A 20,277-nucleotide genomic window follows, 5' to 3' on the forward strand; every position below is an offset into this window, starting at 1 on the left:
CGACTGTCTCCAAGAGGTCTCGGGCTGCGAAATTAATCGATATTTCTTTAAACGTCAACGAAAAATCGATTTTCCTGAAGAAGGCACGATGCCAGAATGCCGGCCATGGCATCACGGGTTCCGGCGACCGCAGGCACGCTTTCTTCGAAGGTGTACGAGCGGCTGCGCCTGGACATCATTCACGCGGTCCTGCCGCCCGGGCAGAAGCTGCACATCGCCCAACTGTGCACCCGCTATGCGGTCGGCTTGAGCCCGATGCGAGAGGCGCTGAACCGGCTTGCGCGCGACGGGCTGGTCACGCACAGCGAGCAGCGCGGCTTCCACGTGACTCCCGTCAGCGAGGTGCACCTGGACGAGCTCACCAAGACGCGCGGCTGGCTCAACGAATTGGCCTTGCGCCAATCGATCGCGAACGGCGATCGCGCCTGGGAGGAGCAGGTGGTGCTGGCGTACCACCGCCTCTCGAGGCTCCCGCGGGCCGAGCCGGGCACCGCCGCGTCGGACATCAACGCGCCGTGGGAAGAAGCGCACCGCGACTTCCACAAGAGCCTGCTCATGGCCTGCGGCTCCAGCTGGCTGCTGGGCTACTGCGAACAGCTCTTCGATGCCGCCGACCGCTACCGGCATCTCAGCCGGCTGTCCAACGTGCGCGAAGCCGTGCGCGCGCGTGACGAGCACAAGGCCCTCATGGAAGCCACGGTCGAGCGCAAGACCGAGGACGCGGTGCTGCTGCTGCACAAGCATCTGGCGGTCACGGCGGAGTTGGTACGCGGCAGCCTTGCCGGAGCGCCACCGCCTGCGGCACCTCGCCGTCGGGAACGACGCGCCGACTCCACGCAACGGGCTGCGCGCAGGTCGGGTGGCTGAACACGGGCGACAACTCGAAGGCGGACATCTCGGTCGCGTCGCCACGGCCTGGAAGTGCTTTCTATCGGAAGTCCCGGCTCACCGTCGTCGACGCCAGCCGCCCCAGCAACGGCGTCAGGTCCTCCAGCCGCGCCGCGACGAGGTTCTTCACCGCACCTTCGCGCTGCCACGTGCCGTGCACCGCCAGCAGTCTCGCGGCCAGCAGCTCACGGCGCTGCACGTCCCTGAGGCTCTTCCAGACGATCGCCTGCACGACGCCCGTCTCGTCCTCGAGCGACACGAAGATCGTCCCCTTCGCGGTCTCCGGCTGCTGCCTCAGCGTCACGATGCCGCAGTGGCTCACGTGTGCGCCGTTCTCGATCTCGTCGAGGTCCCGCGCCGTCATCAGGCCGCGCAGCGCCAGGCGCTCGCGCAGCAGCGCGAGCGGATGCCGGCGCAAGGTGAGCCCGGTGGACGCATAGTCGAACACGATCTCCTCGCCCTCGGGCGCAGCGTCGAGTTCCAGAAACGCCTCGTCCACCGGCACTTCGCGCAGCAAGCCGGGCGCCGCACGAAGCCCCGCCGCCTCCCAGACCTGCTGGCGCCGGTGCCCTGACAGGCTCGCGAGCGCATCGGCCGCGGCCAGCAGCTTCATCTCGTGGAGTTCCAGCCTGGCGCGCAGTGCCAGGTCCTCCGTGCTGTCGAACACCTGCTGCGCGCGCGCCTCGACGATGCGCCCCGCCGAAGCCGACTGGAGCCCGCCGATCATGCGCAGGCCGAGCCGCACGGCCGGTTCGTGTGCGAGATCTTCCAGCGTGCAGTCCACATCGCTGTACATGACATCGACCGACCGCACCTCGACGCCGTGGCGCCGCGCGTCCTGCACGAGCTGCGACGGTGAATAGAACCCGAGCGGCTGCGAGTTGAGCATGGCCGCCAGGAACTCCGCCGGGTGATGGCACTTGATCCAGCAGCTCGCATAGACCAGCAGCGCGAACGATGCGGCGTGGCTTTCGGGAAACCCGTACTCGCTGAACCCCTTGATCTGCTCGAAGATGGCCTTGGCGAAGCCCTCGTCGTAGCCCCGCGCGGTCATGCCGTCGACGATCCTGGAGTAGTAGTGCTCCAGCCCGCCCTTGCGCTTCCAGGCCGCCATCGCGCGCCGAAGGCCGTCGGCTTCGCCCGGCGTGAAGCCCGCCGCCAGGATCGAGATCTGCATCACCTGCTCCTGGAACACCGGCACGCCCAGCGTGCGGCCGAGCGCCTCCTTGAGCGCCTCGCTCGGATAGACGACCGGCTCCTTTCCCTGGCGCCGGTTGAGGTACGGGTGCACCATGCCGCCCTGTATGGGCCCCGGCCGCACGATGGCGACCTCGATCACCAGGTCATAGAAGCAGCGCGGCTTGAGGCGCGGCAGCATGCTCATCTGCGCGCGGCTCTCGATCTGGAACACGCCGACGGTGTCGGCCTTGCAGACCATGTCGTAGGTGGCGCTGTCTTCCGCGGGAATGTCCTGCATGCCGAACACGCAGCCCTTGCGCAGGCCGATGAAATCGAGCGCCTTGCGGATCGCGGTCAGCATGCCGAGCGCGAGGCAGTCCACCTTCAGCAGGCCGAGCGCGTCGAGGTCGTCCTTGTCCCACTCGATCACGGTGCGGTCGGGCATGGAGGCGTTCTCGATCGGCACCATGCGGCACAGCGGCCCCTTGGTGAGCACGAAGCCGCCGGTGTGCTGGCTCAGGTGCCGCGGAAAGCCGATGAGCTGCTCGGTGAGGCGCAGCAGCTGCTGCACCTGCAGCGAACCGACCGCGAGGCCCACCTCCTGCAGCCGCTCCGGCCGCACCGCGCGCCCGTCCCACCACTGGTGCCCCTTGGCAATGGCGTCCACCGTCTCGAGCGACATGCCGAGCGCCTTGCCCACGTCGCGGATCGCGCTCTTCGGGCGGTAGCTGATCACCACGCCGGTGATGGCGGCGCGCTCGCGACCGTACTTGGCATAGAGGTACTGCAGCACCTCCTCGCGCCGCTCGTGCTCGAAGTCGATGTCGATGTCCGGCGGCTCGTTGCGCTCTTTCGAGATGAAGCGCTCGAACAGCACGCTCATGCGGCCCGGGTCGACTTCGGTCACGCCCGTGCAGTAGCAGACCACGCTGTTCGCGGCGCTCCCGCGGCCCTGGCAGAGGATGTGGCGCGAGCGCGCGAACATCACGATGTCGGCGACGGTGAGGAAGTAGTGCTCGTACTTGAGCTCCGCGATGAGCGCGAGCTCATGCTCGACCTGTGCCTGGACCTTGGCCGGAATGCCGTCGGGCCAGCGGCGCCCTGCCCCCTCGTACGTGATGCGGCGCAGGTACCCGGCCGGCGTCTCGCCTGCGGGCACCACCTCGTCGGGGTACTGGTAGCGCAGCTCGTCGAGGCTGAAGCTGCAGCGCGCCGCCACCTTGAGCGTTTCCGCGAGCAGTTCGGGCGCGTAGGTCTGCGCCAGCCGCAGCCGCGTGCGCAGATGCCGTTCCGCGTTGGGCTGCAGCGCGAGCCCGCAGTCGGTCAAGGGCTTGCCCAGGCGCGTCGCAGTCATCACGTCCTGGAGCGGCTTGCGCGAGCGCACATGGAAATGCACGTCGCCCGCCGCGACGAGCGGAATCTCCGTGGCCGCGCTGATCTCGCCCAGGCGATGCAGCCACATCTCGTCATCGAGCAGGCGCAGCTTCTCGACCGCGAACCAGCAGCGCCCGAGGAACTCGCGCAGCAGCCAGCTGCCGAGCCAGCCCAGCTGTGCGGCCGTTGCCATGCGCTTCGGCGAGGCCAGCACCACGCAGCCGGCGAGTTCGGCCCCGTGAACTTGTGCGAGCGTCAGCCTGTAGCTGCCCTTCGCCGAACTGCGGCGCAGCTGGGTGATGAAGGCCGAGAGGTTGCCGTAGCCCGCCAGGTCGCAGGCCAGGACGGTGAGCGTGAAGGGCGCCGCATCGGGATCGACCTGTTCATCGACCTCGACCAGGAACTGGCTGCCGATCAGCAGCTTGAGGCCGTGGTCCTTCGCCGCCACGTGCGCGCGCACCACTCCCGCCAGGCTGCATTCGTCCGTGAGCGCGAGCGCGGTGTAGCCCAGCTGCTTCGCACGCTCGACGAGCTCATGCGGCTGGCTCGCGCCGCGCAGAAAGCTGAAGTTGCTCACGCACCGCAGCTCGGCATAGTCGGGCAGTTCCATCGCGTCTCTCTCAGGCGAAGGTGCCGTGCAGGAACCACGCCGTCTCGTCCTGCGCGAGCCGCATCTGAAAGATCCACAGCACGCCGGCATGCTCGCTCACCGCCACCCAGTAGTCGCGGCTGGCGTGGCGCGTCGTCTCTTGCGGACCTTCGCCCTCGTGCTTGCAATCCTTGCAGTCGCCCTCCTCCACCGTGCGGTCCCACCAGCCACCCTCGACGCGATGCGGACCGGCCAGCAGCTGCAGCACGCCCTGGTACATCGGCCGGTTGTGCTGGGTTGCGAGCCGCAGCGGCTTCGGCAGGATGAAGGTCGGCTGCGGCACGTCGACCGTGCGGCACTTCGCGCGCGGCGCGGGCTCGGGCGCGGGGCGCCAGCGGCACATCCACTCCAGGCGGTGGTCTTCAAGGATGACGGGGCGCAGCACGCGGTCGGGCCCGAGCCGCGCCGCGATGCGCTCGAGCACCAGCGCGAGGCTCTCGCCCGACTGCCGCGCCTCGGGCAGCATCGAGAGGCTCTTTTCCTCGAGCGAGTGCACTTCGGTCGCCTGCAGCGCCAGGTCGCCCACCGGCGCGAGCAGCTCGACCTTGCCCAGGTGCTCGGCCAGCAGCCGCATCAGGTGTTCGGTGTCGCGCGTGGCCTGCGCGGTGCGGACGGTGAGCTCGCCTCCGTCGCCCGCGCTCTTGGCGCGCATGGCGTCGTGGCACCAGCGCAAGGTGAACGCCGTCACGCCCGAGCGCCGCGCCATGAGCCAGCCAGCCATCTGCAGCATCAGCCGGCGCGCGCCGAAGAGCATCGCCGGTGCGTGCTCGACGCGCGCCATCAGCTCGAGCTTGGCGCGGAAGGTTTCCGGCAGCTGGGCCCAGGAGTAGGTCTCGGGCCGCAGTCCGTAGGCCTGGTCGAGCGTGGCGAGCAGCTGCGCGTCGAAGCGGCGGGAGAGCCCGCCGCGCGGCAAGGCCCGCACCTGGCCGAGCGTGCGGCAGCCCAGGCGCGCCAGCGTCGCCTGATGCGCGGCGACCTGCGTCAGGGTTTCGAGCGGCAGCGCATCGAGCAACTGCGCGAGCGGCTTCGCGAAGCCGTTCGACAGCCCGGCCCGCGCCACCGCGAGTGCGGCGAGGCTGGTCGGCGCCCAGCTCAGCTGCCGCACGCCGAGGTCGGGGCATTCCTCGCGCACGCGCTCGACCAGGCGGCGCTTGCCGCCGAAGAGGCGCAGGCTCTGTTCGACTTCCATCACCACCGCCGGGCACGGCTGAAGCGCTTCGAGGACCGCGACGCGGGGCGTGAACTGCAGGCACCACGTCGCGAGGCCATCGAGCGCCTCAGTGCGCGGCTGCGGGTCGTCCGGCAGGTTGTCGGGAAGAAGGGCTGCCCACAGCATGGGAGAGCTCCCGCGATTGGCGCGCCGCGATCAGGCGGCTCGGGTGGCGAAGACGCGGCGTCAGGATGGCATCGAGCCCACCGGGCACCGAGTGCAGTGTCAGCTCGCCCTCGTGCGGCGGCCCCTTGCGCTTGAGCAGGTGGATGCGCAGTTCCCAGTCGACCCCGAAGCGCGCCTGCAGACGCAGCGGCGCGGCCGAGGCCTCGTGCTCGGCCGCGGCCGGCCGGCACAGGATGACGGGGCCATCGCAGCCCTGGGCACAGACCTGCAGCCGCCGGATCTGCTCCTGGCGGGCCTGCGGCAGCCAGCTGACGAGCATGCCGGCGGCATTGGCCTTGATGAGTTGCTCGGTTGCCCACAGGCGCTCGACCGGTTTGTCGGCCGCGATCCAGACCAGGTGCCGCTCGTCGAGCCCGAGGTGATGGAGGCCGGGCAGATGCGGTGCCTTCGGCGGGCCGATGACCACGATCTGCTTGCCCTGCCCGACCAGCGCGCGCATCGCGGGCGCGAGCAACCGCCATTCGAGCACCGAGGGCTGCACCTGCAGCACCTCCGTCAGCGACTGGCAGGGCCAGCCGCCGCCCGGCAGTTCGGCGTCGAGCGGCGCGAACCCTGTGCTGACCGTCGACGTGACGGGCGTGCCGAGCGCATCGCCGCGCCAGACCGCGGATTCGATCGCGTGCGGCAGCACGAGGCGCGGTCGCGGCGCTTCGGGCGGCGGTGAACGCTGGGGGGCCGACAAGGCTTGATCGCCATCGGCCCATGACAGGGGGATGGCCACGAGGACTCCGATGACTGTATGGATGTACAGTATCGACGCAGTGCAGTTAGATGAGCAAGAACGTTTACAAATTCGAAGCAGAACATCCGGTTTGTACGAAATTCGACTGCCTTGCCGGCCCCAAGGAAATCCCCGTCCGGCGAAGCCGGAACCCTCATCACAATGTGAGCTATGTGCTACTCAGCCCAGATCCGCGCCGACTACAAGCGCTTCTTCCGCGAGTTCGGCGGTGTCCTGTCGATTCGCGAATTTGCCAAGCTCTACTACGAGCGCCAGGGCAATCCGAAAATCAAGATCCCGAAGGCCGTCGACGCGGCGTTCATGAACCCCGAGTCTGATGAGGAGCGGGAGATCAAGCGCCTGATCGAGGCCTTCGACACCGAGCAGGCGATGGCGCTCGAGCAGGACCTGTTCAAGCAGCGCAAGCGTCTGGTCGATGCCGAACGCAAGCTCCAGGTGAAGGTGACGAAGAAGGCGGCGGAGGATGTGCGGATTGCCACGGCGAAGATCGAGTGGGGCCTCGGCAAGCTCGCGGACCTGAGCCGGGTCGAGCTCGAACCGAAGGATGCGCGCGTGTTTCCGGGCAGGTATGCGCCGGTGATGATCTGGGAGAACGGCCAGCGCGTCGTCAAGCCCATGCGCTACCAGTGCCGGCCCGCCGACAAGTCCGCGAAATTCGACGCGCTGTATCCCGGCACGTACAACGCGCGGCGCGACAACCTGAGCGGGTTCTGGAAGGACATCTTCGGTCTGTCGCACGGGATCATGGTCGTCAATGCCTTCTATGAGCACGTCAAGCGGGACGGCGAGGATGTGGTGCTGGAGTTTCGGCCACGGCCGCAGCAGGACATGCTTGTTGCGTGCCTGTGGTCGGCATGGTCAGGGCCGGGCGAGCCGGACCTGCTCTCGTTCGCGGCGATCACCGATGACCCGCCGGAGGAGATCGCGGCGGCGGGGCACGACCGGTGCATTGTTCCGATCAAGCCGGAGAACGTGGATGCTTGGCTGAGGCCGGAGCGTGGGAACCTGGCTGCTGCGTATGCGGTGCTTGAGGATCGGGAGCGGCCGTACTATGAGAATCGGTTGGCGGCGTAGGGCACTGGGTCCGCGACTGGAAGATCCTCTGCAAAGACCGCGGCTCGGCTTACGAATTGGACCGGCCCCCAGGCAAATGCAGTGAAGGCATGTGGCGTCGAGGTTTCCAAGCGCCTAGGGCACTGACCTGCGCCTGCGTTTAACTCCTTTGTGGTGCGAGGCCGAAGCAGCTTGGCCGGAACCCGCGATCCGGCTCCTGCCACATAGTCATAACCAACTACCGTGACAGCGCAATGCTGTAGGGATAGCTGCCAGCAGGCGTCGCAGCGCCGGCCGGTCTCATCGCGCCTGATGCCGCGTCGATCGTGTAGGCGCTGACGGTGCCGTCTCCATAGTTGGCGACGTATGCATAGCGACCCGTTGGATCCACGGTCAAGTTCACAGGGTACTGCCCCGTCGCGGCCGTTGGACCTGCGCTCAGCATGCCGGACGCACTGTCGATGGCGAAACTGGAGACCGTGTGAGACGAGTAGTTCACCGTGTAGGCGAACTTGCCCGACGGATCCACCGCGGTCGCAACCGGCCTGAGCCCCGTCGGTGCATTCGGCCCGCCCATGGCGGTGAGTGCACCTGTTGTCGAGTCAATGGCGTAGGCAGAAATATTGTTCGACATGTAGTTGGCCACGTAGGCGAAACGCCCGGACGGGTCGACCTTCATCGAAATCGGATAGGAACCGGTGGCCACCCGGGGACCTGGCATCTCGGTCAGGGCGCCAGACGCCTGATCGATAGTGAATGAGGAGACCGTGTTGTCGAGCCAGTTCGGGACATAGGCGAACCGCCCGGTGGGGTCAACGGCCACGTAATACGGAGACCGTCCGGTGGCCACCGGAGCACCGATCAGACTCAATGCGCCGGTGACCGGATCGATGGCGTACGAGGAAACTGTGCCGGCGCCATTGTTCGCCACGAAGAGGAAACGACCCGTGGGGTCCACCGTGATCGCGATAGGCAGGCTTTGCGTCGCCACCGTCGGTGTGGCCATCGGGGTCAGCGCGCCGGAGCCTGCGTCGAGCGCATAGCCCGACACGCTGGCCCCGCCGTAGTTCGACACATAGGCGAAGCGGCCGGTCGGGTCGACCGCCACCGAGATAGGTGTGGGACCGGTGTCCGCTGTCGCGACAGCCATGGCGCTGAGGGCACCGGTCGCTGGGTCCACGTTGAAGGCGTACAACTTGTCCGCACCGTAGTCGACCGAATAGGCGAACCGGGTCGTGGGAACGGCGCAGGTCACGGCCACGTCGCTCACGTTTGCGGCGGCGATCGTGCCGCTGCCGCCGCTCACGGTGCAGACCTTGGTTGCGATCCGGGGCTGCGACTTCACGGTCACCGCGTAGCTCGCGCCAGCGGCTATCGCGGTGGTGAAGGTGAAGCTGCCATCGGCCGAGATGACCAGGTCGTCCCCGGCATTGTTCTGCAGCACCAGGCCCGTGCCGACCAAGCCGGAGACGGTCCCGCCTACCTTGTAGGTCGAGGGAGGCAGCACCGGCGCACTCGGCACCGCCGGCGGGACCGGCAACACCGGCGCATTCGGCACGACCACCAGCGGGGCGGGCAGCACCGTCGCAGCTGACACGATGACCGGTGCGTCGGCCAGCACCGGCGCAGCCGATACGACGACCGGTGCGTCGGGCGCTGATAGCCCGACAGGCTCACCGGGCGGCGTGGCGGCGACGGGCTCATCCATGGGCGCGCTCAACGCGGTGATCCCGAGGCTGCCAGTGCCTCCGCCGCCACATGCAGCGAGGGTGACTGTCAGGGCGACCGAAAGGGCGCGACTCCAGCGGGTGGACCACGGCGTCTTCCGGAGTAAGCCAGGTGACGCAGCACAGCAACTCTCGATCTGCATGTTTCGCATTCTTAAGTACTAACAAGTTGCGAAAGTATCGCGGCAGGGTTCATTCAATCCTGCGCAGGTGTGTGACTTATTTCGGAAAGTTCGCGACAACTTTGCGCAATCGCGCCCACATGCGAACAATTTCACGTTCTGTCCACGTGATTCATCGCTCGGCTCCTCTGGCGGCTTAACGCTACGTCGCGAACTGCGCAACACCTCCTTCACTCAATCGACAAACGCTTGACGAGATCAAGGGCATTGCCAGAGCCATCGACGTCCATGGGGAGCGGCCCGATCTGGCTAGTTCTGCCGCCAGCGATGCGCTTCGCGGATCTTGGGCGAACTCACTGAGCGTGTTTCCGAAGTCTCCTCAACGAGCGAATTTGATTCGTTTGAAAGTGAATTGACGAGTGCGCTGATGCGATACGGCGTACCACTCGCAACTGTTTCGCAACAGACTCTCTCTGAACACCGCGAATACTTGGAAGAAAAAGAAGCCGGGCAAGAGAAGGAGGGCTATAAGTCCACCTCACGTCCTCCCAGGGACTCTGATGCTTCTGACGACGAAGTGAGGTCGCTATTTGACGACCGCAACCGCTGCGAAGCGGTAGTCGAGCGCGAGTCCAAGACCTCAACCCACTGATCTTCCAACAGCTTTCAAGCTCGTGCGTGCTGGGCGTGGATGGCGACGGTTAAGCGCTCAATGCCTGAACGGCAATTCATGCCTGGCGATGAGCCGCCGATAGAACACCTCGATTAACACAGGTAGAGACCCACAGACACCAGTACTGACAGGAGACCAGTGGAGCGCGCTGTCTTCAACCGGCAGCACCGAATGGATAAGCGCTTCGATGGACCCACCTTCGCGGGCGCGCAACTCGGAGCATCGTGCCGCATCGATCGCATCGAAGCACGCCTGCAAACGCCGCATGCGCGCCAGAAAGACTTCCACGTCCAGCCCAGGAAACGCACCCTTCACGCGCCGATAGTCCATCGTGAACTTCGCCGCGACACGCGGCTCGTGGCACAGAGCCACGACAACCCCCACATTGATGAACTCCCCCGTCTGCAAGTCATGCACGTACCGGGTAATGCTGTACGAATAGGCGCCTTCCATCCCTCGATGCTGAACGAAAGCCCCAACGTCCGCTCTACGAAAATCGTAGAGCCGACCTACTCAAACCCCTTGAACTCCCCTACCTCCCTCGCATACCGCGCCTCTTCCCTCTCCGTCAACGTAGCCTCGATCTCATCCAGCTCCAGCCGCTCCAGGTCATACGCCACCCATTCAAAAAGGTGCGACACCGGCATGTCCGCCAGTTCATCCTCGTCCACCCAGGGCTGCAGCCGCACGGGCGCACTGTCGAGCAGCATGCGCAGGTAGATCGCCCGCTTGATCTTGAGCTCGGCGCGTTCCTCCGCCGTCATCGCCAGCCGCAGCATCGAGATGTTGTTCTCCCATGCCGCCACGCTGCGTGCGCGTTCCTCCAGTCGAGCTATACCTGCATGCGTGCGGGACAACCATGCCACTCGCCTGCACTGCTCGACCGCCTTCGCATAGGCCAAGCCTTGCAAACTCCGCAGTGCGGTCTGGACGATCGGGTGCATGGTCCGAAGGATCAGACAATCCGCAGCCCCGCCTCGCGAGTAGGACGATGAAGACTCCGTGCGCCATCGAAGGCGCACTTCATGTCAAAAGACATGGCGCACCGAAGAATGGCAAATCCGCCTACGCAGCGCATGGCTCCTGTCCCAGCCGAATGCCTGGCTCACGCTTTAACTTGTGCACTGCGCATCCACATTACAGACACGGGAGAACACATGCCAATGACCGCCACCGCCACGGCCACCTCGGACCGTCCACCCTCCAAGTTCCTGCTGCTCGCCGAAGGCCGCGCCATCTGGGAAGCCGGCGCGACGCTCGCGCTGTGGCCGCTCCTTCAGTTCGCGCCGCGCGGTGATGGCCACACGGTGATCGTGCTGCCCGGCCTCGGCGCGAGCGACGGTTCGACGGAGATGCTCCGGAAGTTCCTGGAGACGCGGGGCTACGAGGTCGAAGGCTGGGGCCTCGGCACCAACTGCGGGCCTCGGCCGGGCGTAGAGAAGGGCCTGCTGGACCTGCTTCGCCGCCTGCACGAGAGCTCGGGCAACAGGGTGAGCCTGGTGGGCTGGAGCCTCGGCGGCGTGTTCGCACGCATGCTGGCGTCGAAGTCGCCGGAGTCGGTACGCAGCGTCGTCACGCTGGGCAGTCCGTTGCACGGCAGCCCGAAGACCACGCGCGCTGTGAAGGCCTACGAGCTGCTGAGCGGCCGGTCGGCACACGATCCCAGGCGCGACAAGTGGGTGCGGCCGGTGCCGCAGGTGCCCGCCACGTCGATCTTCAGCCGCTCCGACGGCATCGTGTCCTGGCGCAGCAGCTTCCAGGAAGAGACGCCATTCACCGAGAACATCGAGGTCGAGGCGAGCCACCTGGGCCTGGGCGTTCACCCGGCCGTGTTCTATGCGGTGGCAGACCGGCTGTCGCAAGCGGAAGACGCCTGGGCGCCCTTCGCCGCACCGTCGGGGCTGCGCCCGTTCTATCCCGACCCCACGCGCGACTGAGGCCACGAACTGCAGGCGCCCCCTAGGCGTTTGCCTCTGGCGTTCTTGCTCACTCGGATCTACGCTGTTTCGCATGACCGACCAATACCGCCGCCTTGCTGTCTTCGTCGACCGGCCGAGCCCGGGCCACTTCAACTGGATCCTCCTGGAGAGCACGGACGACCAGGCCGTCTGGCTCGACCTGGAGACGGGCGACGACACCTACGACAACTGGCGTGAAGCCTTCGACGCCGGCAACGAGGCGCTGATGGCCTACGTCGACGACGAGCTCGAAGGGCCGGTGGAAGCTTCGCCGGACGACACGGACGCGGACTAGCAGGGCCCGCGGGCCCGCACTAGCGGCGCTAGAGCCGAACCTCGGCGATCCGCGCGCCCTGGATCGACACACCGGCCTCCAGGCCCAGGTTGTTCAGCACGAAGCCGACGACGGGTTGGCGCATGGTGTTGGTGTCGATCCTGCCGTTGGCGCCAACGGTCGCGGCGGCGACGGTGGCATCGGCGCCTACGGTCCAGCCCTTGCTGTTGCGGAACCTGTCGAGCGCCTCCTGGTTGGTGAAGACATAGATCACCGCCCTCGAATGCGCACCAGCCTGGAAGCCGACCGAGCCGGCGGTGGTGCTGTAGTAGGCCTGCGTGCGATTGCCTACCCGCAGCGCGCCGCGCCCGTACTCGGCGCCCACGCCCAGGCTTCCGCCGACGACCGACGGAAACACCAGCACGCCGCGCGACCTGGCGATCAGCTCGCGCGAATCAGGCACGGCGTCGTAGAGCTTGGAGAGCGTGGCGTCGACCTGCGCATCGATGGACACGCGCGACGATGCCGTGCTGGGGTGGTCGTCAGGCCGCGTGGTGGTGCAGCCGACAAAGGCAACGCTGCTGGCGGCAAGCGCTGCCGCAGTGCAGAGGGTTCGGAGCTTGATGGCGTTCATGGCCGTTCCTTTCCGCTCCCCAGGATGCGAGCCCTGGCGACCGATGGAGCCGGCCTGTTGCGCGTGGACGTGTAGGACGATCCGCGCGGGCGGCTCACCCCGCCTGCACGCCGGCCATCTGCATGGCCTTCTCGATGCGCGCGCGCGCGGTCTTCAGCGTCTTGCGGCACAGCGCCTCCAGCTTGTGGTTGAAGCGCGCATCGGGCACGACGATGGTGATGGCGCCCACCGGTGCCTCGCCCTGCGCGCGCCGGATGGCGACCGCGAGCGCGACCACGCCCTGCGTGTGCTCGTTGCGCGACACGGCAACGCCCTCGGCAGCGATGGTGGCGAGCTGGGCGCGCAGCGCGGTGACCGATGCGACGGTCGATGGCGTGAGCTTCTGCAGCTTCGCGCGGGAGAGGTACGCCTCGCGCAGCGCCTTGGGCATGTCTGCAAGCACGGCCTTGCCGCCCGAGGACGAATACAGCGGAAAGCGCTTGTTGTTGTTCATGCGGTAGCTCAGCGGCTGCTCGCTGTCGACGCCGCACATGCGCTCCATCTCGTCGTTGCGCAGGGCGGTGTACGACGAGGCCTCGCCGGTGACCTCGGTGGCCCACTGCAGCACCGGCAGCGCGAGCGTGGCCACGTCGGCCGCGGCCTGCGCTTGTGCGACGAGCGCTTGCACGGCGGGGCCGAGGCGGTAGACCTTGGCGTCGGCATCGAAGGCCACGTACTCGCGCTCGCGCATGGTTGCGAGCAGCTTGCTCAGGCTGCCCTTGGGCACGCCGAGGCCCACGACGATGTCGGACTGCGAGGCGGCATTGCCGTTGCGGCCGATGAACTCGAGCAGGTCGAGCGTGCGCTCGGCGGACTTGACGGGGGCGGTGGTCTGCATGGCGAAAGTGGCCTCGGCGGGAGGGATTTTGGGAGGCAAGTATAATGGAAACAGTTTCTGTATGGAAACTTTCAACATCCAGCCGCGCCGATCCTCTCGGCACCGCGCCACTCCCGGAGACCCCATGCCAGGCAACGAATTCATCAACGAAAGTCTTTCCACGCCCGTCCTCTCGCGCTACGACGTCGTCGTCGTGGGCGGCGGGGCTTCAGGGCTCGTGGCCGCAGTTGCTGCGGCGCGCAGCGGTGCGCGCACCGCGGTCATCGAGCGCTCGGGCTGCCTCGGCGGCACCGGCACGGCGGGCATGGTGGCGCAGTGGATCGGCTTCTTCAACGGCCCGGTGCGGGTGGTCGGCGGCATCGGCTTCGAGCTGACGGAGCGCGTGCGTGCGCTCGGGGGCAGCACGGGCTTTCGCCGCTACACGCTGGCCGAGGCGAGCAGCAGCCCGGTGACGATCACCAATTTCCCCTTCAACCCCGAGGTGCTGAAGATCGCGGCGGACGAGATCACGCGCGAAGCAGGCGTCGACGTGTACCTGCACTCGCAGGTGGTGCGGCCTTTGCTGGGCGAGCGCCGGGTCGAGGGCGTGGTGATCGAGAACGCCTCGGGCCGCAGCGCGCTGCGCGCGGCGATGGTGGTCGATGCCAGCGGCGATGCGGCCGTCGCCGCGGCGTCGGGCGTGCCGTTCGCGGGCGCGGAGCCCGAACTGCGGCACCACCGCCAGCCCTGCACGCTGGTGTTTCGCATGTCCAACGTCGACGTGAAGACCTTCCGCGCCCTTCCGCGCGAGACCAAGCGTGCGCTCGCGGTCGAGGGCGTGCAGCAGGGCCGGCTGTTCTGGGAAAGCCTCTCTTTCTGCAGCACGCCGGGCGAGAAGGACGCGATCTGCCTGATGAGCCGCATCCCCGGCATCGACGCGCTGGATGCAGGCGACCTCACGCGTGCCGAGCAGACGGGGCGGCAGCAGGTCAAGTCGGTCGTCGACTTCCTGCGGGAGCGCGTGCCGGGCTTCGAGGCCTCGGTGCTTGCCGGCATTGCCGAGCGGGTCGGCGTGCGCGAAACGCGCCGCATCGTCGGGCGCCACACGCTGACGGAAAGCGACATCGTCGGCGGCGTGCGCTTTGCCGATGCGGTGGCGCTCGGCGCCGGGCCGATGGACCTGCACGAGGCGGGCGGCACCGGCATCGCCTTGTGGATGCCGCCCGCGCCCTTCGAGATTCCGCTGGCCTGCCTGCTGCCGCAGGAGGTCGGCGGCCTGGTGGTGACGGGGCGCGCCATCTCGGCCACGCGCGAGGCCAACGGCGGCGCGCGGCACATGGGGACGGCGATGTGCCTCGGCCATGCAGCCGGGGTGTACGCGGCGCTTGCCGCTGCCGCGCCCGCGGGCAGGGAACCGGCTGCAGAAGACGTCCGCCGCGTGCTGGTCGAGCAGAACGCGCTGGTGTCGAGCGATGCCGCAGTACAGCTGTCCGAACGCGAGGCGCCGATCGAGGCGCTGCCCGCCTGATGGGCCCTCGAGACCTCTTCCCGAATGCCTTCTCACGAATGCCTTCTCACGAACACCTTGAATTTGCAGGACACCTCATGTTCACCTTGCGCCGCTCTCTCCTGATCTCCGCCGCCGCCGCGCTCGCGCTTCCATGCGCGGCATTCGCCCAGAGCTTTCCAACCAAGCCGATCCGGCTGGTGGTGCCCTTCCCTGCCGGCGGCCCGTCCGACACGACCGCACGCGCCATCGCGACGGGGCTCGGGCAGAAGCTCGGGCAACCGGTCGTGGTCGAGAACAAGCCCGGTGCCGGCGCCATCGTCGGCAGCGAGGCCGTGCTCCAACAGCCGGCCGACGGCCACACGCTGCTGATGGCGAGCAACGTGGTTTCCACCGGCAAGTGGCTCTACCCCAACATGTCCTTCGATCCGCTGCGCGAGTTCCGCGCCGTCGCGGGGGTCTTCAAGAGCCCGCACCAGGTGGTGGTGGCGCCCGGCTTCAAGGGCAAGGGCATCCAGGACCTGATCAAGATGGCGAAGGAGAAGGGCGAGGCAATGAACTACGCCTCGTCGGGCGCGGGCACCATGCCGCACCTGGGCGCGGAGCGCTTCAAGCAGGTGGTGGGCGTGTCGATGACGCCCATTCCATACCGCGGCTCGGCGCCCGCGCTGACCGCGGTGCTGTCGGGCGAAGTGCCGGTGTACTTCGACATCGAGTTCTCCGCCCAGTCGATGCTGAAGTCCGGCAAGCTGCGCTCGCTGGGCGTGACGAGCCTGGAGCGCTCGCCGCAGTTCCCCAACGTGCCGACGCTCGACGAGCAAGGCGTGAAGGGCTTCGAGCTCTACTCGTGGTTCGGCATCGTGGCGCGCACCGACACGCCCGAGGCCATCGTGCAGAAGCTCAACGCCAGCATCAACGAGGCAATGCAGGAAGCCGACTTCAAGGCCCGGCTGGAAGCCCTCGGCGCGCAGCCGATCGGCGGCAGCCCGGCGGTGTTCCAGAAGATGATCGAGTCCGACTCGGCGGTGTGGGGCGAGGTCATCAAGAAGGCGAAGATCCAGCTGGATTGAGGGGCGGCGGCGCGACCTTCTCGCGCAGCACGCCGTTGATCTCGGCGCCGAAGATCAGCGTGGTGGCGCTGATGTACAGGAACACGAGGGTCGCGACCACGCCCGCGAAGCTGCCGTAGAGCAGCGCCAGTTTGCCGGCGGTGCGCAAGGTGTACGACAGCGTGGCGGCGGCGGTCACCCACAGCGCGGCGCCGACCAGGGCACCAGGGAGCACGGTGTACAGCCGCTGGGGAATGTCGGGCAGCCAGCCGTACAGGAGCGCATACACGGCCGCCAGCGTGACAAAGGCCAGGCCGTAACGCACGCTGAGGCGCATCCAGAGCGCGTCTTGCCCGGCCCCGCCGTTGGCCTCGATCAGCTTCCACACGTAGGGCATGACGATCACCGAGCTGAACGCGGCCAGCACGCCGAGCCCGACGACGCAGGTGAACACGGTGACCTTCAGGCGCGCTCTCCAGAACGGAAGGCCGCGGTCGATGCCATACGCGCGGTTCAGCGCGGTGCGTACCGCCTGCATGCCCGAAGAGGCCGTCCACAACGTCGCCAGCACGCCGATTGTCAGCAGCGTCTGGTTGCGCTGGGCCAGCACCTGGTCGATGACCGGCTGCACGGCGTCGCGCACCATCGTCGGCGCATAGTCCATGACGCGCACGGCGAGTGCCGCCGCCTGGCCCGGCTGCCCGATGAAGGCAGCGGCGGAAGACGCCAGGATCAGCAGCGGGAACATCGACAGCACCCACGAGAACGCCATGCTGCCCGCCTGGTTGGCGCTCTGGTGCAGGATGTAGTTGCGCATCGCCAGCAGGACGACGCCCAGGCCGGGCGCGGCCATTGCGGCGTGCCACACGCGCCCGAGGGCGTCTCTCGCGAGGCTCACGGGTCGGGGGGCCAAATCACCTCCTGCAGGAAGCCCTTGGCTTCGCGAAAAATTGAACTGCAAGCAGCGTGTTGCGACGGGCACTTGACCCGTATAGGACAACGCCTCCAAACGCGAGAGGTCAAACGACCAGGAAGCGAAGCAGGGGGATCGGGCCCGCGGAGCCCGCAAGGATGAAAGCCGCGTTGTGGCTTTCCGCGGCAAGTGATACGGTCGATGCGCCCACTGCTCCCCACCACCACACGAGGAAGGAGGCGCGCCATGGGAGACCCGCAACATCCGCTGCAGCCAGGGGAACCCGCGCCAGGGTTCATGCTCCCCGCGGCCAACCGCGAAGGCATGGTGTCGCTCGCGGACCTGCGCGGGCGCCCCTTCGTGCTCGGCCTCTTCCGTGGGCTGCACTGCCCGTTCTGCCGTCGGCAGGTGAGGCAGCTCGCCGACATGCAGCCGGCCTTGCGCGCCGCGGGGGTCGAGACAGTGGCAGTGATCAACACGCCGGTGGAACGCGCCCGCATGTATTTCCGCTACCGGCCGATGTCGCTGCTGCTGCTGGCCGATCCGGATTGCCGCACGCACCAGGCCTTCGGCGTGCCGCGCGTGGAATTCCTGACCGAGGGCAGCAGCGAATCGCCCGAGTGGCCGTCGCGCACGCGCATGGCTGACTTCGAGGCGGCACGCATCAATCCCACCGGCGAGCTGCCGCAGCCCGCGCAGCCGATGGCCGCCAACGGCGCGCTCAACGCGCAGGACGGCTTCGAGATGGATGGCACCGACAGTGCGATCATGGCGAATCACGCCTCGCAGTTGGTCGGACACTTCCTCATCGACGAGAGCGGCACCATCGCCTGGGAGCACATCGAGGCGCCCAATGGGCCCAGCAGCCTCTGCTACTTTCCGGACGCGAAGGAGATCGTCACCGCCGCGGGCACGCTCCAGCACTGAGTCGTCATTGGCAGCAGGGGCGGGGCGGCATTCCCAAAAGCTCACCGTGCATGCTGCATGACAACCACCCTTGCCGGGGACAAGGCAAGCTCCTACAGGCGGAGTCGACATCCGGAACTTGCCACGCGGCGCAGCGTGCCTAGAGTGGCGCTCGCGCCCAGGGGAGTTTCGCGGCCGCAGACATCGGGCTTTCGGCGCCGGGCATCAGGCCGCTCATCGGAATCATTCCTCATGATGTTTTCGCGCTCATGCGCCCTCGCCGCATTGGCCGGGGCGAGCCTCGTGATGTCGACCCCAGCGCTCGCCGAGCCTTCGCCCGCGCTGGATCGCTTCAGCTTCTCTGTCGGCGCCTTCCATGCCGAACCCACTCTCGACGCCGGGCTGAACACGCCCTACGGCCGCTTCGACACGCGCGACATCGAAGGCAGCAAGGTGACCATGCCGCGCATCACCGCCGATGTGCTGTTCGGCGACAGCCAGGGCTTGTCGCTCGACTACTACCGGTTCAACCGCAACTATGGCACCGGCTTTGGCAACAGCTTCGCGGTCGGGCCGACCTCGGTCACGGCGCTGGGCAACGTCAGCCTCGACCTCAAGCTGGACTTCGCCAAGCTGGCCTACAAGTGGTGGATCGGCTCCGGCAACACGGTGCTGGGGCTGGGCGCGGGCCTGGCGTATTACCGCGTCAGCCTGGACAGCAACGCGCTGGCCGGCGTGAACGGCGCCACCGCGAGCTTCAGCCAGCACGACAGCGACGACGCCTTCGCGCCACTGCTGGAAGTCGGCGTGCGCCACGCCATCAGTCCCGACCTGCGCCTGTTCGCCGACGTGTCGGGCGTGCGCAAGGGCGGCAGCAACCTGCGCGGGCACATCTACAACGCCGCCCTCGGCGTGGAGTGGTTTCCCGTCAAGAACGTGGGCGTGGTGCTCTCGTATGGCGTGAGCGAGATCGAGCTCAAGCGCGACTTCGATGCGCTGAGCAGCACGGCACGGCTGCGGGTCAAGCTGCAGGGGCCGTCGGCTTTCTTGAAGGCACGGTTCTAGGCGCAAAGGTGGGGGGCTTGTGTAGTATCCGAACGCGCCGTTGCCCGCGGGAGGGTCGGCTGCTGTGTTCGAATGCTCGCCACCCTCGCCCCGTTTGCTCCGTTCGCCACCATCGTCATCCTGCTGGTGTGGATGGGCTTCTTCATGTGCGGCTCGCTGCCGCTGATGATCCTGAAGCACGACACCCCGCTGGACGCACTTTTCATCCGCGGTCTCTTCGATGTGTACTACAAGGCCGTGATGGTGACCGCCGGTGCCGGCGCGCTCGCTCACGCTGCGGTCGGACGCGCCGTCATCGCCACGGGAATGGCCGGCATCGCCTTGATCGCATTCGTCAGCCGCCGGAGCATTCTGAACCGCATGGATCGGCTGCGCGATGCCATGACAGCCACGGACACGGCCCGCATCCGCCAGTTTCGCCTGCTCCATGTCTGGGGCATGGTCCTCAACCTTGCGCAGCTTTGCGCGGTCTGCATCGGACTGGTCAAGGCGCTTTGAACGACAACGTGCAGACCTGGTCGAACAAGAGACTGCCAGGCGATGAAAATCGTCGCAGCAAACTGAAGTGGTCGGCTTGCGGCACGAGGAGCAAGGAGCTGCGGCTTCCCGCCTTGTTCAACGCCTCGTGAAAGCGCCGGCTCTGCGCGATGAATGCAGGCGTTTCCTCGTCGCCGACAACGACGAGCGCAGGTGCCGCCAGCGCGCGCACGCGATGGAGCGGAGAGCAGGCCGCTGCGCTTGCAGCATCCAGCCCGAGCTTCTGGTTGAGCGTCGTTGCCAGGAGGGGCGCGAGGTCGAAGATGCCGCTCATGGCAACAACGCCCGCGATGTCCTCGACGCCCGAGAGTGCAAGCTCGGCCGCGATGTGCGCGCCTGCGGAGTGCCCCGACAGAACCAAGGGCAGACTCTCGGCCTGGTCAGCGGCTGCCCTCGCCCTGATCGCAGGGATGCAAGCCTGCACAGCCTCGATGAGTTCCGGCAGCGACACGGTCGGGCATAGCGGATAGTTGACCAGCGCGACATTCAGGCCGGCCGCCGTGTAGGCCGGCGCGATGAAGCGGAAAGTCGACTTGTCACGTGATTGCCAGTAGCCGGCATGGAAGTACGCGAGCGTGCCCCTGGGCTTCTGGCGCGCCGTGAAGAAGTCGAAGGTCTGGCGCTCCAACGGCCCGTAGCGGACATCGAGCACGCAGGTCTCGGTGCCGACGGCCGCGACGCTCTCGGCCTCGTACGCAGCCAGCAGCGAAGCAAAGCCAGGGCGCGACTGGCCTTCTACGTACTGGAACTGGGCGTCTTCCACGGTGTTATCGGC

20 protein-coding genes are annotated in these 20,277 nt (G+C 67.3%); 10 read left to right on the forward strand and 10 right to left on the reverse strand.

Translation table 11 applies throughout. The features are described from left to right. The first annotated feature begins 105 nt into the window (after nucleotides 1-105). Entirely contained in the window at nucleotides 106-867 is a 762-nt protein-coding gene (locus G3W89_RS27635) for a GntR family transcriptional regulator (RefSeq protein WP_162577139.1), read from the forward strand. A 61-nt stretch (nucleotides 868-928) separates the two neighbouring features. On the opposite strand, the gene G3W89_RS27640 is transcribed toward G3W89_RS27635, so the two are convergent. Genes G3W89_RS27640 through imuA form a run of 3 tightly spaced genes read right to left on the reverse strand, consistent with a single transcriptional unit; the run spans nucleotide 929 to nucleotide 6,207 of the window. Next, nucleotides 929-4,051: an error-prone DNA polymerase gene (locus G3W89_RS27640; RefSeq protein WP_162577140.1), complete on the reverse strand. Its 3,123-nt coding sequence runs from the start codon at nucleotides 4,049-4,051 to the stop codon at nucleotides 929-931. Between the two features lie 10 nt (nucleotides 4,052-4,061). Next, entirely contained in the window at nucleotides 4,062-5,426 is a 1,365-nt protein-coding gene (locus G3W89_RS27645; RefSeq protein ID WP_162577141.1) for a Y-family DNA polymerase, read from the reverse strand. Continuing rightward, the gene (gene imuA / locus G3W89_RS27650) at nucleotides 5,368-6,207 is read right to left on the reverse strand and encodes a translesion DNA synthesis-associated protein ImuA (protein WP_162577142.1); all 840 of its coding nucleotides are present in this window, start codon (nucleotides 6,205-6,207) and stop codon (nucleotides 5,368-5,370) included. The genes G3W89_RS27645 and imuA overlap by 59 nt, the downstream gene beginning before the upstream one ends. 171 nt (nucleotides 6,208-6,378) lie before the next feature. Here imuA and G3W89_RS27655 point away from each other — a divergent pair, with 171 nt between their 5' ends. Beyond that, nucleotides 6,379-7,302, forward strand: a complete 924-nt coding sequence (locus G3W89_RS27655) for an SOS response-associated peptidase family protein (RefSeq protein WP_162577143.1) — start codon at nucleotides 6,379-6,381, stop codon at nucleotides 7,300-7,302. 217 nt (nucleotides 7,303-7,519) lie between these two features. Here G3W89_RS27655 and G3W89_RS27660 read toward each other — a convergent pair whose 3' ends face one another. Continuing rightward, nucleotides 7,520-8,989, reverse strand: coding sequence for a beta-propeller fold lactonase family protein (locus G3W89_RS27660; RefSeq protein WP_162577144.1), 1,470 nt, complete (start codon nucleotides 8,987-8,989; stop codon nucleotides 7,520-7,522). 484 nt (nucleotides 8,990-9,473) lie between these two features. On the opposite strand from G3W89_RS27660, the gene G3W89_RS27665 reads away from it, so the two are divergent. Further along, nucleotides 9,474-9,782 carry a hypothetical protein gene (locus G3W89_RS27665; RefSeq protein WP_162577145.1) on the forward strand — a complete coding sequence of 103 codons (309 nt, stop codon included), beginning with the start codon at nucleotides 9,474-9,476 and terminating at the stop codon, nucleotides 9,780-9,782. 57 nt (nucleotides 9,783-9,839) lie between these two features. On the opposite strand, the gene G3W89_RS27670 is transcribed toward G3W89_RS27665, so the two are convergent. After that, nucleotides 9,840-10,256: a DUF3037 domain-containing protein gene (locus G3W89_RS27670; RefSeq protein ID WP_162577146.1), complete on the reverse strand. Its 417-nt coding sequence runs from the start codon at nucleotides 10,254-10,256 to the stop codon at nucleotides 9,840-9,842. Nucleotides 10,257-10,312: 56 nt separating this feature from the next. Then, entirely contained in the window at nucleotides 10,313-10,747 is a 435-nt protein-coding gene (locus G3W89_RS27675) for a hypothetical protein (RefSeq protein ID WP_162577147.1), read from the reverse strand. A gap of 213 nt (nucleotides 10,748-10,960) precedes the next feature. Between G3W89_RS27675 and G3W89_RS27680 the strand changes: the two genes are divergently transcribed. Further along, nucleotides 10,961-11,740, forward strand: coding sequence for a lipase family alpha/beta hydrolase (locus G3W89_RS27680; protein WP_232076778.1), 780 nt, complete (start codon nucleotides 10,961-10,963; stop codon nucleotides 11,738-11,740). Nucleotides 11,741-11,813: 73 nt separating this feature from the next. Then, the gene (locus G3W89_RS27685) at nucleotides 11,814-12,056 is read left to right on the forward strand and encodes a hypothetical protein (protein WP_162577148.1); all 243 of its coding nucleotides are present in this window, start codon (nucleotides 11,814-11,816) and stop codon (nucleotides 12,054-12,056) included. A 28-nt stretch (nucleotides 12,057-12,084) separates the two neighbouring features. On the opposite strand, the gene G3W89_RS27690 is transcribed toward G3W89_RS27685, so the two are convergent. After that, nucleotides 12,085-12,669 (reverse strand): BPSL1445 family SYLF domain-containing lipoprotein, encoded by a 585-nt coding sequence (locus G3W89_RS27690; RefSeq protein ID WP_162577149.1) that lies wholly within the window; start codon nucleotides 12,667-12,669, stop codon nucleotides 12,085-12,087. A gap of 94 nt (nucleotides 12,670-12,763) precedes the next feature. After that, a complete protein-coding gene (locus G3W89_RS27695) occupies nucleotides 12,764-13,546 on the reverse strand; it encodes an IclR family transcriptional regulator (RefSeq protein ID WP_162577150.1) in 783 nt (260 codons plus the stop codon). 124 nt (nucleotides 13,547-13,670) lie between these two features. On the opposite strand from G3W89_RS27695, the gene G3W89_RS27700 reads away from it, so the two are divergent. Beyond that, on the forward strand, nucleotides 13,671-15,053 hold the full coding sequence (locus G3W89_RS27700) for an FAD-dependent oxidoreductase (RefSeq protein WP_162577151.1): 1,383 nt from the start codon (nucleotides 13,671-13,673) through the stop codon (nucleotides 15,051-15,053). Between the two features lie 77 nt (nucleotides 15,054-15,130). Next, nucleotides 15,131-16,102 carry a Bug family tripartite tricarboxylate transporter substrate binding protein gene (locus G3W89_RS27705; RefSeq protein WP_162577152.1) on the forward strand — a complete coding sequence of 324 codons (972 nt, stop codon included), beginning with the start codon at nucleotides 15,131-15,133 and terminating at the stop codon, nucleotides 16,100-16,102. Here the strand turns inward: G3W89_RS27705 and G3W89_RS27710 are convergent. Continuing rightward, on the reverse strand, nucleotides 16,074-16,994 hold the full coding sequence (locus tag G3W89_RS27710) for a YihY/virulence factor BrkB family protein (RefSeq protein WP_162577153.1): 921 nt from the start codon (nucleotides 16,992-16,994) through the stop codon (nucleotides 16,074-16,076). The two genes, G3W89_RS27705 and G3W89_RS27710, sit on opposite strands and share 29 nt — an antisense overlap. A gap of 246 nt (nucleotides 16,995-17,240) precedes the next feature. On the opposite strand from G3W89_RS27710, the gene G3W89_RS27715 reads away from it, so the two are divergent. The 3 genes from G3W89_RS27715 (at nucleotide 17,241) to G3W89_RS27725 (ending at nucleotide 19,463) form a co-directional block, all read left to right on the forward strand. Continuing rightward, entirely contained in the window at nucleotides 17,241-17,921 is a 681-nt protein-coding gene (locus tag G3W89_RS27715; protein ID WP_162577154.1) for a peroxiredoxin-like family protein, read from the forward strand. A 231-nt stretch (nucleotides 17,922-18,152) separates the two neighbouring features. Beyond that, a complete protein-coding gene (locus tag G3W89_RS27720) occupies nucleotides 18,153-18,965 on the forward strand; it encodes a hypothetical protein (protein WP_162577155.1) in 813 nt (270 codons plus the stop codon). 72 nt (nucleotides 18,966-19,037) lie between these two features. Next, nucleotides 19,038-19,463, forward strand: a complete 426-nt coding sequence (locus G3W89_RS27725) for a hypothetical protein (RefSeq protein WP_162577156.1) — start codon at nucleotides 19,038-19,040, stop codon at nucleotides 19,461-19,463. Here the strand turns inward: G3W89_RS27725 and G3W89_RS27730 are convergent. Then, nucleotides 19,450-20,265 (reverse strand): alpha/beta hydrolase, encoded by an 816-nt coding sequence (locus G3W89_RS27730; protein ID WP_162577157.1) that lies wholly within the window; start codon nucleotides 20,263-20,265, stop codon nucleotides 19,450-19,452. The two genes, G3W89_RS27725 and G3W89_RS27730, sit on opposite strands and share 14 nt — an antisense overlap. Nucleotides 20,266-20,277: the final 12 nt, after the last annotated feature.

The organism is Variovorax sp. PBL-H6, from assembly GCF_901827155.1.
Lineage (GTDB): Bacteria > Pseudomonadota > Gammaproteobacteria > Burkholderiales > Burkholderiaceae_C > Variovorax.